Source organism: Mesorhizobium sp. M0968 (assembly GCF_040319065.1).
GTDB lineage: Bacteria > Pseudomonadota > Alphaproteobacteria > Rhizobiales > Rhizobiaceae > Mesorhizobium.
This window is the reverse complement of the sequence record NZ_JAMYNL010000026.1, coordinates 25867-38158: the sequence shown is the minus strand read 5'-3', so window position 1 is coordinate 38158 and position 12292 is coordinate 25867. Positions and strand designations below refer to the sequence as shown.

Genomic DNA, 12292 nt, shown 5'->3' with positions numbered 1-12292 from the left:
GAGCAAGGTGCTCTCGCACGACCGCGTTTGGGCCGCCATCGACGCTCTTGCCGAGCGTTATTCGCTTTCGGCCTCTGGACTGGCCAGGCGCGCTGGCCTCGACTCGACCGCCTTCAACAAATCGAAGCGGCTGTCCTCAGATGGACGGCCGCGCTGGCCGTCGACCGAATCGCTGGCCAAGATCATCGAGGCGACCGGCGCCTCGCTGGATGAATTTGCGGGGCTGGTCGAGGGTCGGGGTAGTTCCGGCGCACTACCTGCGCAGAGATCGTCGGTGCCGCTGCTCGGCTTCGCCCAGGCGGGCGCCGGTGGCTTCTTCGACGACGCCGGGTTTCCAGCGGGGCAGGGATGGGATCTGATCGAGCTTCCGGCACGGGCAACCGAGACCTCCTATGCCTTGAAGGTCCAGGGCGATTCCATGCTGCCGCTCTATCGCAATGGCGATGTCCTGATCGTCGAGCCAGGGGCTACCATACGAAAGGGTGATCGCGTCGTCGTCAAGACCAATGCCGGCGAGGTGATGGCCAAGGTGCTCGACCGCCAGACACCGAGGTCGATCGCGCTGGTCTCCCTCAATCCCGATCACCCGGACCGCGACATCCCCATGCGCGATGTCGAATGGGTGGCGCGGATTGTCTGGGCAAGCCAGTAGGCGCGGGGCCGGTGCGTCTGCCTCACCTTGCCTTGGCTGTTCTGGCGATCCCGGCGATGGCCACGGCAATTGTCGCCGGCGGCCGCGCCGTCCAGAGCGAAAGCGGCGGCCCCTGGGAGCAAATCCAGGTCGGCGCTGAACCGCAGCCCGCCGCGCCGGCTACGTCGGCCATCCCGAAACCAGTGCCGGCCAAGCAGGCGGCGCATTCGAGGGCAATCGATCCAGACATCGTGGTGCCGCCGCAGCCCGGTTCCAACGAGCTTGAACGGATAGAGCCGCGCGCCCCGTTGAGCGATCTGGCATTGGCCGGACCGCCCAAGCCGCCAAAAACGAAAATGCCTGACGACTGGAAAGGCACGAAACTATTCCAGCCCGTCGCGTCGGCCGCCGGGCTCATCGAAGCAAAGGGCTATTCGATTGCGGTTTCCGGTATCGACATCGTCAAGCAGGAGGAGACTTGCACCGACGGCGGCGAGTCCTGGAATTGCGGCATTCGGGCGCGAACGGCCTTCCGCGCCTTTCTCCGCAGTCGTGCGGTGGTCTGTGCAGTGCCGCCCGAAGGCGGTCGTGATCTGATCGCCGCCGAGTGCCGGATCGGCAATCAGGATATCGGCCAATGGCTGGTCGAAAATGGCTGGGCGCGCGCCGCCAAGGGCGGCCCTTACGCAGAAGCCGGCGAGAAGGCGCGTGCAGCAAAAAAAGGCGTCTTCGGGCCGGCGCCGAGCGTTTCAGGCCTGCCGCCGCTCCCGGCTGCTGCGTCGCGATCCGCGCCTGTAGCGCCTAGCTCGATCCTGGAGGAGCAAGACGGCGTCCTCATGCCGCCAGCTGACCAGCCAGCGCCCGCTGAATGAGCTCGCGCGTTTCGGCGATGCCGTAGAGCGCAGCGAAGGAGCCGAAGCGCGGTCCGCGTTCCTGACCTATCAGCACCTGATAGATCATCTGGAAGAAGGCGACGGAGACACCGGGTCCGCCCTCCGGGCTCTGCTTGGAATGGTCCTGGTAGCGCTCGATCTTGCGCGCAACATTGAGGGCAGCGTTCTGGATTGCCTCGCTGTCGGCATCAGCCGGCAGCGCGGCGAGCGCTACCGAAAGCTTGGTCAGCGCCTCGCGCTCGACCGCGTCGGCAGCACGGTACACTTTCGCCGGCTTCACGAAATCGTCGAAATAGCGGATGGCATATTCGGCCAGCCGGTCGAGCTCGGGATGGGTTGTCGGCGTCACACCCGGCGCGTGGCGCGAAATGAAACCCCACAGCACGTCCCTGTTCTGCGCATTCGAGGCGCTGACCAGGTTGAGCAGCAGCGAGAACGGAACCGGCAGGTCGACTGCCGGGGGATTGCCGTCATGCATGTGCCAGACCGGATTGCCCAGCCGCTCCTTCCAGTCCTGCCTCTGATAGGCAGAGAGGAACGTGTAATATTCGTCTACCGCCTTCGGGATGACGTCGAAATAGAGCTTCTTCGCGGTTCGCGGGCGCTGGAACATATAAAGGCTAAGGCTCTCGGTCGGCGCGTAAGTCAGCCACTCGTCGATGGTCAGCCCATTGCCCTTCGACTTCGAGATCTTCTGGCCGTTCTCATCGAGGAACAGCTCGTAATTGAAGCCCTCCGGTGCCGGAGCATCGAGCGCGCGGCAAATCTGCCCGGCGAGCTTGACGGAATCGATCAGATCCTTGCCGGACATCTCGTAATCGACGCCGAGTGCTGCCCACCGCATCGCCCAATCTGGCTTCCATTGCAGCTTGGCATGACCGCCGGTCACCGGCGTCTCGAAGCGCTCGCCGGTGTCCGGGTCGCGCCACACGATGGTGCCGGCGTCGAGCTTGCGCTGGTCGATCGCGACTTGCATGACGATGCCGGTCTTGGGATGGATCGGCAGGAAGGGCGAATAGCTCAGCGCCCGCTCCTCGCGCAGCGACGGCAGCATAATTGCCATCACCTTATCGAAGCGCTCGAGCATCTTGAGCAGCGTCGCATCGAAGCGGCCGGAAGTATAATAGTCGGTCGAGGAAGCGAATTCGTAATCGAAGCCGAAACGGTCGAGGAAAGTGCGCAGCCGTGCGTTATTGGCGGCGCCGAAGGACGGATACTCATTGGAGAACGGGTCCGGTATCCTGGTCAGCGGCTTGCCGAGATAGGCGCGCAGCATGTCCTTGTTAGGCACATTGTCAGGCACCTTGCGCAATCCGTCCATGTCGTCGGAGAAGCACAGCAGCCGCGTCTTGACCTTGTCTTCAGTCAGCACGCGGAAGGCGTGGCGCACCATAGATGTGCGCGCCACCTCGCCGAACGTGCCGATGTGCGGCAGGCCGGACGGGCCGTAGCCGGTCTCGAACAGCACCGTTTCCGGGTAGCCGCTGCTCGCGTAGCGGGCGACGATCTTTTTCGCTTCCTCGAATGGCCACGCCTTGCTTTCGGCGGCGGCGGCGAGGACTTCCGGGCTGAGATCGATCGGCTGTTGTTCGGCCATGATGCTATTCCTGCAACGTTGCCAGCATCGATGCCGGCAGCCGCATGCTCTAGACCATGATCCCGAAAAGTGGAACCCGGTTTTCGGGCAGGACCGTGATCAGGCAAGAAGCCCCCGTCCCGATAGTCAGGATGGATCAACTTCCAAGGCGTGATCGGAGCGCCAACGATCGCGGCTGTTTTTCCTTGCGGCGCCGGTCCCTCGTTCCTAACTTCGGGACCATCTCAAGGAGTTGTAAATGCCATTGTCGCCACACGAAGCCATGATCTACCTGATGGTCATCACCTCGGCGTCAGACCGCGACATGACCGACGTCGAACTGGCGCGGATCGGCGACGTCGTTCGATCCTGGCCGGTGTTTGAGGATTTCAACCAGGAGCGGCTGGTCGAGGTCGCCCAGGCCTGCCAGAAAATGCTGCATGAAAAGGATGGGCTGGAGGGCGTCCTGGCGCGCGTCGCCGAGGCGCTGCCCGAACGCCTGCGTGACACCGCCTATGCCGCCGCCTTCGAGGTCGCAGCTGTCGATCTCGAAATGCGCCTGGAGGAGGTACGCGTTCTGCAGCTCGTCCGCCGGGAACTCGACCTCGATGCGCTGACGGTCGCCGCCATTGCGCGAGCCGCCAAGGCCCGCCTTCGCACGCTGACCTGAGCCGGCGGCCAAGCTCAGAAAAAACTGACGGGAAAATAGCGCAGATAGAACTCGGCGAACGTGCCTTTCACCGAGATTTCCTGCAGCGCGTAGTCGAAAGCGGCGGCCAGTGCCGGATCGTCGGCCCTGGTGGCGATTGCCATGCCTGAGCCGAGATATTCGGGCGCCAGATAGGGGCCGCCGGCAAAGCGGCAGCAGCCCGCTGCATCCGAACCGCCGAGCCAGAAGGCGAAACGCATGCCGTCGCCGAAGGCGGCGTCGATCTTGCCGGCTTTCAGCTCGCCATAAAGCTCCTCCGGCTTTGCGAACGGGACGATTTGGACGTCGCCGAAATAATCGCGCAGCACCCGCTCGTGCGCGGAGCCGGCGATCACGCCGACACGCTTGCTGCGCAGCTTGTCGAACATTGGTTCGGTCAGCGCCTGTGTCTTCAGCATGATGAAGCGGGCCGGAAATTGCAGGTAGGAGCGTGAAAATGCGTATTTCGACCGCGACTCCGGCGTCGCGGCGATGCCGGCAATGATCGCTTCGCCCTCGCCTTTCCCGAGCGCACCTTCGAGCTCGGCCCAGGGCAGCGCCTGGATCTGGCATTTTTCGGCAACGCCGAGCTCGGCGCAGATGGCGCGCGCCAGGTCGACATGGAAGCCCGACAGCCGGCCTGCCCCATCGAGGAAATTGAACGGCGGGAAATCCGTGGTGGTCAGGAATCGCAGCCGCGGCAGCATCGAAAGGTCCGGCTTTGGCAGCCGCTCCTTGGCGTCCCAGAACACGGGCACCTGCGGCTCCGCGGCGAGCGCAGCAGCCGCAAGCGATTGCGCTCCGATCAATATCGAGATCAATGAAATGGATATGCGCCGAAACGCCACGCGACGACTCCGTTCGGTCTTGCCCCGGCTTTCGTACGAAATAACACAGGTTTTTGTACGAAAAAAACACAGGTGCGACGGTTTTTGGTTTCATCATTGCAATTTAGGGATATTGTTTAGTGAGTTTGCAAGTGACTGCGTGATGCCGGCTGAAGAGGAGCAGTAGGACGCACGGGGGAGGCAGCTTTGCAGTCCGGGGTTGATGGCGTGGTGCGGGTTGATCACTGCCATTGGCCTCAAGAGCGGAAGGCAACATGGGGTAGATGTTGCGATGGGTCATTTCGATCGTACGCTGGAGTTGATAGATCAGTTGCAGCACGCCGGCACAGCCGCCGCCGTCTGCGAAAAGCTGTTGGGGGTAACAAGCGGGTTCGGGCTGACGGCGCTGATGGCCGGGACGGTTCCGCAACCTGGCACGCCGAGAAACCAGCAAAAGGACCATGTGCTGCTCTGCGACTGGCCGGCTGAATGGCTTGAGCGCTACGTCGCGCGCAACTACGTCGATCACGACCCCGTCGTCAGCCACATGAAGCAGCTTCAAGCGCCATTCCAGTGGCGGGAAGCATCTCAGGGCATCCGCATCGGCAAGAGCGGCGGCGAGGTGATGGGCGATGCCGGGGAATTCAAGCTGCGCGACGGGTTGGCCTTTCCGCTAATCACGCTTGATGGCCAGATCGTCATGGTGTCGCTAGGCGGCGAGGCTGTCGAATTGTCGAGCGCCGATTTCGGGTTGGTGTCGCTGGTCTCGACTTATGCGATTGGCCGCGCAATGCAGCTCCACACCATGGCGGGCAAAACCATCGATCATGTCGAATTAACGCCGCGTGAGCGCGAATGCCTGCAATGGGCTGCTGTTGGCAAGTCCGAATGGGAGATTTCGCAAATTCTCGGCATTTCGGAACACACGTCAGAGAAACACCTTCTTAACGCCAAAAGCAAACTCGGTGCCGTCAACCGGGTCCAGGCCGTCGCGGAAGCGATAAGGCGCGGCTATATTAACTAGGTCGGCCGCGCCGGCCTAGAAATTCTTGCTTGCGTGATCGCGTAATTTTTTTGGGAAAGCACGGCCGTATCTTCCTATTGAAACTAGGAGACGGCAAATGCTTTTTTCCCTCACAACCCAGGAATTGATGGAACGGCCCGACCTCTGGGAGGCAGTTCATCGTTTGCGTTACAGAGTTTTCGTCGAAGAGATGGGATGGACCGATCTGCAGCGCCCTGATGGCCTCGAGATCGATCAATTCGACCACGACGAGGCAGTGCACCAGATCGTCATCCGCAATGGCGAGCTCGCCGGTTATCAGCGGATGTTGCCGACAACCCGGGCCCATCTTCTAACCGATGTGCTGGCGGACCTTTATGAGGGAACCCCACCGTCGGGCCCGAATGTCTATGAACTGACCCGCTATGCGGTTGCGCCGGGATTCCGCGACGGTCGGCGCGGCGTGTCGACAGTCGGCACCGAGCTGATCGCCGGCTTCGTCGAGTGGGGTCTGAAGCGCAACGTCAACCAGGTGATCATCGAATTCGAGCCGATGTGGGTGCTTCGCGCGCTGCAGCTGCATTTCCTGGCAACGCCGCTCGGTTACCAGCGTACCTATGGCAACCAGCAGGTGGTTGCCACACTGCTCACCTTCAACGAGCACACGCTCGACGTGGTGCGTTCGCGCCGCAACCACTTTGCGCCGGTGCTGGCCAGAGGGTACCCGGACATGCTCGGACAGAGACGCGCCTCGTGAGATTGGAGAGAGGCCATGAACGTTCACTCACAAGCAGAATTCCGCAATCACACGCTGATCGTCACGGTATCGTCGGGTGACGGCCGCCCGGTGCTGGACAGGCGGGCCTATGAAAGCCTGGCCAGGACATTCCACGAAGCCGCTGTCGACGACGACGTCCGCGTAGTGGTCCTGCGCGGCTTGGCCGGGTGCTTCTGCCTCGGTGCCGATTTCTCCGAATTTCTCGACGCCACCAAACATCGGCGACTGATCGCCGCCGTCACCGATATGTTCCGCACGCTGGCGACGTTTCCGAAACCGGTCCTTGCCTGTGTCGACGGCGACGCCGTCGGCGTCGGTTGCACCATCCTGTTCCACTGCGACATGGTGATCGCCTCGAGCAAGAGCACGTTTCGGGTGCCGTTCGTCGATTTCGGCCTGGTGCCGGACGCGGCGACCAGCATTCTGGCGCCGCAGAAGCTCGGCTATGCCGGGGCGTTCCGCTTCTTCTGCCTGGGCGACACGCTCGCCGCCGAAGATGCCAGGGCACTGGGCCTTGTCGGCGAGATCGTGACGGACGGCAGCGTCGAGGAAGCCACGTTGGCAACAGCCAGGCAACTCGCCAAGAAGCCTGTCGCGGCGCTGCTACAGACGCGCGACCTGCTTAGGGGCGACACCGGCGCGCTCTGCGACCGCATCGATCAGGAGATCTCGCTTTTCCAGCAGGCGCTGCAGGACGACACCACGCTGAAGCGACTGCAGCGGATTGCCCGGCTGGCGGCATGAGAGCCGCGTATCGATGAGGTGAGCTTATTTTTCGAGGAAAGTCGGCCCTTCGCCGATGATCTTCTTGTCCTCCTTGCCGATGACGTCGAGGTCGCGGCCGTCATAGGGAAGCGAAAGGAGAATGCGCTGCATGACGGCCAGCCGCGCGCGCCGTTTGTCGTTCGCCCGCACAATGATCCAGGGCGCGAACTCCTTGTGCGTGCGCTCGACCATCAGGTCGCGCGCTTTGGTGTATTCGTCCCATTTGCTGATGCCGGCGATGTCGATTGGCGAAAACTTCCAGCTCTTCAGCGGGCTCCAGCGGCGGTCGTGGAATCGCTCGAGCTGCGTTTCCCGGCCGATGTTCAGCCAGAATTTGAAGAAATGTATGCCCTCGTTGCGAATCATCCGCTCGAAATGCGGAACCTCGTCCAGAAATTGCTCGTGCTGCTCGGGCGTGCAGAATCCCATCACCGGTTCAACGCCGGCGCGGTTATACCAGGAGCGGTCGAAGGTGACGAATTCGCCCGACGTCGGGAAGTGGTCGACGTAGCGCTGGAAGTACCATTGTCCAAGCTCGGTGGGCGTTGGCTTGGTCAGCGCCACGTTGCGCGCCGTGCGAGGGTTCAGATACTGGCGCAAAACGAAGATCGTGCCGCCCTTGCCGGCAGCGTCGCGCCCCTCGAACAGCGACATTACCCGCTTGCCCGTCGACTGCAGCCACGCCTGCGCCTTGACCAGCTCGATCTGCAGCTTCTCTAGCCTCTCGTCATACTCCTCGCTCTTCATCTTCTTGTCGTAAGGGTAACCGCCGGCAGTGAGCTTGCGGTCCTCGACCCAGTCGGGAAGCGCGGGGGCCTCGATGTCGAACGCCCTCTCCTTGCCGCCGATCATGATCTTCAGCGGCCCCGATGAGGGTGCGGCGGGGCTTTCCTTGGCGTTTTTCATCGAGGCGAACCTTTCCAGCTTCCGGACTCGTGCTATTGGGAGCCTTACTGCATCGGCCCGAAAATCGGAATCGATTTTCGGAAAGAACGATGCAGCAGATAAAGAGGTAGAGCGTCCTTTGTGCGCCCAATTGGACGCACTGCGCTCTAGCGCCGGTCCAGCAAGAAGTTCTTGAAGTGGCCGCAGACGGAGCGCCAATGGCCGACATCGGCACAGAGCGGAGAGGCAGGGCGCAAACCGTCGCCATGCGGCTGTGGAACAGCCGCTGGCTGCTGGCGGCCGGTCTCGTTGCGGTTCTGATGGTCTATGGTTTTGCCGGCATGTCTGGCTATGTGGTGCTGCTGGCTGGCGCCGTGCTGGTTGCCGCTGCGATGCTGCCGGCCGGCATCGCCCGCCAATCGACCGAAAATGCCGCGGCCATCGAGTCGGGCGTGCAACAACTTTCCGGCGAATATCTCGCGGCGGCGGTTGCCGATCCGCTGATCATTTTCGATCGCTCCGCCGCCATCGTCCACGCCAACGCCGCTGCCTTTGCCGCCTTCGGTGGGATTGCCCCCGGCATGTCGCTGTCGCTGAAATTCCGCGCGCCGGAAATGCAGGCCTTGCTGGATAGCATCTTGGCGGGCAACGTCGCTTCGGACAGCGTCGACTACATAGAAAAGCTGCCGGTCGAACGAGCCTATCGGGTGAGCGCGTCTTCAGTCGGCCATGCCACGGATCTCTACGTGCTGGTGTTCAAGGACCAGAGTGAGGCGCGCCGGATCGACAGAATGCGTGCCGACTTCATTGCCAATGCCAGCCACGAGCTGCGCACGCCTCTCGCCTCGATCGCCGGCTTCATCGAGACGCTGCGCGGGCCGGCCCGCAACGACCCCGCGGCGCGCGAGCAGTTCCTGCAGATCATGCAGAACCAGACCAGCCGCATGGCGCGCCTCATCGACGACCTTCTGTCGCTGTCGCGCCTGGAGATGAAGCCCTATCTCAAGCCGGGAACCGAGGTCGACGTGCGCCAGGCCATCGACAGCGTCATCGATTCGCTTGGGCCGCTCGCAAAGGAAAACGGCGTCGTCATCGAGCGTGATTTCGCGGAAGGGCCGCTCGACGTGGCCGGCGATCGGGACGAGCTTTTCCAGGTCTTCGAAAATCTGCTGGAAAACGCCTGCAAATATGGTCAGTCGGGCGGACGTGTCGTGGTGTCGATCATACGCAGCGACAGCGATCCCGAACCGGGCATCGACGTCACCATCAGGGATTTCGGCCCCGGCATCCCCGAAGAGCACATCCCGCGCATCACCGAGCGTTTCTACCGCGTCGATGTCGAGAACAGCCGAACCCAGAAGGGCACCGGCCTTGGCCTGTCCATCGTCAAGCATATCCTGACCCGCCACAACGCCAGACTCTCCATCAGGTCGGAGATCGGCAAGGGTGCGGCGTTCACGGTCCATTTGCCGGCTCGCTAACGTAGTACTATCTCTAGCACATAATGGGCCGTTTCTTTTTTCTGTCATCCGGCTAGCGTATCAGCGGGGATTCGAGGGAACGACTCAACCACGAGATCCCGGGAAGGCATTTCGTCCATGCAGTCCGTGCATATCGTCAGCGCCTATGACGAGGAGCTGAAATATCTGTCGAAGCGCATCGCTGCGATGGGCGGGCATGCCGAGCGCATGGTCGAGCAGGCGGTCGCGGCGCTGGTCAATGCGGATCCGGGGCTTGCCCAGAAAGTCATTCGGGACGACCTGGTTCTGGATGAGGGACAGCGCGAGATCGACGACAAGGCGATCATCATCATCGCCAAACGCCAGCCGATGGCGACGGATCTGCGCGAGATCGTCGGCGCGATCCGCATCTCGGCTGACCTCGAACGGGTAGGCGACCTCGGCAAGAACGTCGCCAAGCGGGTGGTTGCCGTCGCAGACGGGCGCCAGCCGAACAGCCTGTTCCGCGGCCTCGAGGCTTTGGCCAATCTGGCACTGACCCAGCTCAAGGAAGTACTCGACGTCTATGCGTCGCGGTCGGTGGAGAAAATCGGTTTCGTGCGCGACCGCGACGACCAGATCGACGCCATGTACACCTCTCTGTTTCGCGAATTGCTGACCTACATGATGGAAGACCCACGCAACATCACCCCCTGCACACATCTCCTGTTTTGCGCCAAGAACATCGAGCGCATCGGCGACCACGCCACCAACATCGCCGAGACGATCTACTATATCGTCACCGGCGACCAGATGCCGGCCGATCGTCCGAAGGGCGATAAGACGGACAAGATTATTCTTTCCGCAACCCAACCAGCGAAGTGAGTTCTCTCAGCACTGATGCGAATTTCGGATTCGCCACCCGACAGAAAATTGCGCTAAGCTTTCGACGCGCCGACTTCTCAGTTCCGCGATGAAGGCCCTGCCTTCAGGAGGCTGCGATGGAATATGTCCGCGAGTTTGCTCCTGCGCCGCCGATGTCGGGTATAATCGCTTGCGGCGTCTATACGGCTGGGCGGCGCATCGCCGACATTCCGATCGAGGAAGCCGGCGAATGGGCCGGGAAGCCGGGCCACGTGGTCTGGATCGGACTGCTGGAGCCCGACCGCAATTTGTTGATGCGCGTCCAGGCGCAATTCCATCTGCATGAGCTGGCGATCGAGGACGCCGAGCATCCGCACCAGCGACCGAAGATCGAGCAATATGGTGATGCCCTGTTCATCGTTGCCCGCACGGCGCAGCTGATCGACAGCCGCGTCACCTTCGGCGAGACGCATCTGTTCGTCGGCGCGGGCTACATAGTCAGCGTCAGGCATGGCCCGTCGACCTCCTACGCCGCCGTTCGCCAGCATTGGGAAAGCTGCCCGCATTCCCTTGCCAAGGGCGAGGATTTCGTCCTCTACGCCATTCTCGATTTCATCGTCGACAACTATATGCCGGTGCTTGAGCAGATCGAAAACGAGGTCGAGGCGATCGAGGACAAGGTTCTGCTGAAACCGATGACCGGTTCCGATATCGAACGGCTTTACATGCTGCGCCGCGATCTCTTGCGCCTGCGTAATGCGGCCCTGCCGCTGGTGGAGGTCTGCCGGCGGCTCACCAGCGCCGATCTGCCGCAAATCCACACAGCCATGCACCCGCTGTTTCGCGACGTCACCGACCACATCCGCACTGTCCAGGAAAAGATCGACAGCCTGCGAGAGGTTCTCGCCTTCGCCTTCGAGGCGAGCCTTCTGGTCGGTCAAAGCCAGGAGACGGCGATCTCCAAGAAGCTTGCCTCATGGGCCGCAATCTTGGCCGTGCCGACGGCATTCGCCGGCATTTACGGCATGAATTTCAGCGACATGCCGGAACTGAGGATGGAATATGGCTACCCGGCCGTCCTGGCGGCAATTGCCCTGATCTGCACGTTTCTTTACTGGCGGTTTCGCAAGAATGGATGGCTATGAAGTGGGTGAATGATCAATAGTGAATAAGGCTAGGCAAGAGCCTTGCTTTCTTACTCCAAGCTCAGCCCGCCACCATTCACCATTCACCATTCACCTGCTCCGCCGCCGCTCCGATGCCGGCTGGAACGCCACGCGGGCGTGGTACTTGCAGTAGGGGCCGGTTTCGGCGGCGTCGTTGCCGCAGAAATGGAAGTCTTCCGAAAGCGGATCGCCGTTCGGCCATTTGCAAGTGCGCTCGTTGAGTTCGACAAGTTGCAGATGCCGTGAGATCGGCACGACGACGTTCTCGACCGGGCGGATATAGTGGCGCGCCACCGGTTCGGCATCGAACTGCGCCTTGAGCGCGGTCGCACCGATCGACATCGAGGTGGTGGCATGGCGCGTGGCGCTTGCTGCCCGGGACACCGATTTCTGGATCGTCGATCCCTGCACCGTCTTCTTCTGGCGTGCCGGTGAGGCGGTCGTGCGTCCGCGACCGGACAGTTTCAGCCGGTGCACTTTGCCGATGACCGCATTGCGGCTGACCCCGCCAAGCTGTGCGGCGATCTGGCTGGCGCTGAGGCCCTCCGACCACAATTTTCTGAGAAGTTCGACTCGCTCGTCAGTCCAGTTCATGAGACCGCGCTCCTGCTGAAACGTGCGGCAATCGGAATCCATCCCCGACCCGGCTTCTGCCGGGCAGACACCACATATATCGGGTGATTAGGTCCGCCGCACGAAATCTAGTTATTTCTCTGCTACAATTACCTTATGCGCTGACTCGGTGACAAGAGTCCCAAGGCCAACACGAATCGGTTT

At 61.9% G+C, this 12292-nt stretch carries 13 protein-coding genes; 9 read left to right on the top strand and 4 right to left on the bottom strand.

Going from position 1 to position 12292, the window contains the following annotated elements; all coding sequences use genetic code 11:
• Positions 1-7 precede the first annotated feature (7 nt).
• Complete coding sequence (locus NKH67_RS28425; RefSeq protein WP_353032279.1) at positions 8-652, top strand: S24 family peptidase; 645 nt, start codon at positions 8-10, stop codon at positions 650-652.
• 11 nt (positions 653-663) lie between these two features.
• Entirely contained in the window at positions 664-1503 is an 840-nt protein-coding gene (locus NKH67_RS28420; protein ID WP_353032277.1) for a thermonuclease family protein, read from the top strand.
• On the opposite strand, the gene NKH67_RS28415 is transcribed toward NKH67_RS28420, so the two are convergent.
• Complete coding sequence (locus tag NKH67_RS28415) at positions 1466-3121, bottom strand: lysine--tRNA ligase (RefSeq protein ID WP_353032275.1); 1656 nt, start codon at positions 3119-3121, stop codon at positions 1466-1468. The two genes, NKH67_RS28420 and NKH67_RS28415, sit on opposite strands and share 38 nt — an antisense overlap.
• Positions 3122-3359: 238 nt before the next feature.
• Here NKH67_RS28415 and NKH67_RS28410 point away from each other — a divergent pair, with 238 nt between their 5' ends.
• A complete protein-coding gene (locus NKH67_RS28410; RefSeq protein ID WP_023677339.1) occupies positions 3360-3770 on the top strand; it encodes a tellurite resistance TerB family protein in 411 nt (136 codons plus the stop codon).
• Positions 3771-3784: 14 nt separating this feature from the next.
• Here NKH67_RS28410 and NKH67_RS28405 read toward each other — a convergent pair whose 3' ends face one another.
• Entirely contained in the window at positions 3785-4636 is an 852-nt protein-coding gene (locus NKH67_RS28405) for an ABC transporter substrate-binding protein (protein ID WP_352501702.1), read from the bottom strand.
• A gap of 271 nt (positions 4637-4907) precedes the next feature.
• Here NKH67_RS28405 and NKH67_RS28400 point away from each other — a divergent pair, with 271 nt between their 5' ends.
• The 3 genes from NKH67_RS28400 to NKH67_RS28390 all read left to right on the top strand — a co-directional run bounded on the left by NKH67_RS28400 (position 4908) and on the right by NKH67_RS28390 (position 7140).
• Positions 4908-5639, top strand: coding sequence for a helix-turn-helix transcriptional regulator (locus tag NKH67_RS28400; protein ID WP_352470107.1), 732 nt, complete (start codon positions 4908-4910; stop codon positions 5637-5639).
• Positions 5640-5736: 97 nt separating this feature from the next.
• Positions 5737-6375, top strand: coding sequence for an acyl-homoserine-lactone synthase (locus NKH67_RS28395; protein WP_023677342.1), 639 nt, complete (start codon positions 5737-5739; stop codon positions 6373-6375).
• A 15-nt stretch (positions 6376-6390) separates the two neighbouring features.
• Positions 6391-7140, top strand: coding sequence for an enoyl-CoA hydratase-related protein (locus NKH67_RS28390; RefSeq protein ID WP_353032273.1), 750 nt, complete (start codon positions 6391-6393; stop codon positions 7138-7140).
• A 24-nt stretch (positions 7141-7164) separates the two neighbouring features.
• Here NKH67_RS28390 and ppk2 read toward each other — a convergent pair whose 3' ends face one another.
• Positions 7165-8067: a polyphosphate kinase 2 gene (gene ppk2 / locus NKH67_RS28385; RefSeq protein ID WP_353032271.1), complete on the bottom strand. Its 903-nt coding sequence runs from the start codon at positions 8065-8067 to the stop codon at positions 7165-7167.
• A 197-nt stretch (positions 8068-8264) separates the two neighbouring features.
• Here ppk2 and NKH67_RS28380 point away from each other — a divergent pair, with 197 nt between their 5' ends.
• The 3 genes from NKH67_RS28380 to NKH67_RS28370 all read left to right on the top strand — a co-directional run bounded on the left by NKH67_RS28380 (position 8265) and on the right by NKH67_RS28370 (position 11494).
• Positions 8265-9527: an ATP-binding protein gene (locus NKH67_RS28380; protein WP_352501704.1), complete on the top strand. Its 1263-nt coding sequence runs from the start codon at positions 8265-8267 to the stop codon at positions 9525-9527.
• A gap of 117 nt (positions 9528-9644) precedes the next feature.
• Complete coding sequence (gene phoU, locus NKH67_RS28375) at positions 9645-10370, top strand: phosphate signaling complex protein PhoU (RefSeq protein ID WP_353032269.1); 726 nt, start codon at positions 9645-9647, stop codon at positions 10368-10370.
• Between the two features lie 116 nt (positions 10371-10486).
• A complete protein-coding gene (locus tag NKH67_RS28370; RefSeq protein WP_353032267.1) occupies positions 10487-11494 on the top strand; it encodes a magnesium and cobalt transport protein CorA in 1008 nt (335 codons plus the stop codon).
• Between the two features lie 90 nt (positions 11495-11584).
• Here NKH67_RS28370 and NKH67_RS28365 read toward each other — a convergent pair whose 3' ends face one another.
• The gene (locus tag NKH67_RS28365; RefSeq protein ID WP_023677348.1) at positions 11585-12109 is read right to left on the bottom strand and encodes a GcrA family cell cycle regulator; all 525 of its coding nucleotides are present in this window, start codon (positions 12107-12109) and stop codon (positions 11585-11587) included.
• Positions 12110-12292: the final 183 nt, after the last annotated feature.

Coding starts and splice junctions, on each gene's coding strand:
- NKH67_RS28395 (WP_023677342.1), top strand. CDS start 5,737: ATGCTTTTTTCCCTCACAACCCAGGAATTGATGGAACGGCCCGACCTC.
- NKH67_RS28400 (WP_352470107.1), top strand. CDS start 4,908: ATGGGTCATTTCGATCGTACGCTGGAGTTGATAGATCAGTTGCAGCAC.
- NKH67_RS28380 (WP_352501704.1), top strand. CDS start 8,265: ATGGCCGACATCGGCACAGAGCGGAGAGGCAGGGCGCAAACCGTCGCC.
- phoU (WP_353032269.1), top strand. CDS start 9,645: ATGCAGTCCGTGCATATCGTCAGCGCCTATGACGAGGAGCTGAAATAT.
- NKH67_RS28370 (WP_353032267.1), top strand. CDS start 10,487: ATGGAATATGTCCGCGAGTTTGCTCCTGCGCCGCCGATGTCGGGTATA.
- NKH67_RS28410 (WP_023677339.1), top strand. CDS start 3,360: ATGCCATTGTCGCCACACGAAGCCATGATCTACCTGATGGTCATCACC.
- NKH67_RS28415 (WP_353032275.1), bottom strand. CDS start 3,121: ATGGCCGAACAACAGCCGATCGATCTCAGCCCGGAAGTCCTCGCCGCC.
- NKH67_RS28390 (WP_353032273.1), top strand. CDS start 6,391: ATGAACGTTCACTCACAAGCAGAATTCCGCAATCACACGCTGATCGTC.
- NKH67_RS28365 (WP_023677348.1), bottom strand. CDS start 12,109: ATGAACTGGACTGACGAGCGAGTCGAACTTCTCAGAAAATTGTGGTCG.
- ppk2 (WP_353032271.1), bottom strand. CDS start 8,067: ATGAAAAACGCCAAGGAAAGCCCCGCCGCACCCTCATCGGGGCCGCTG.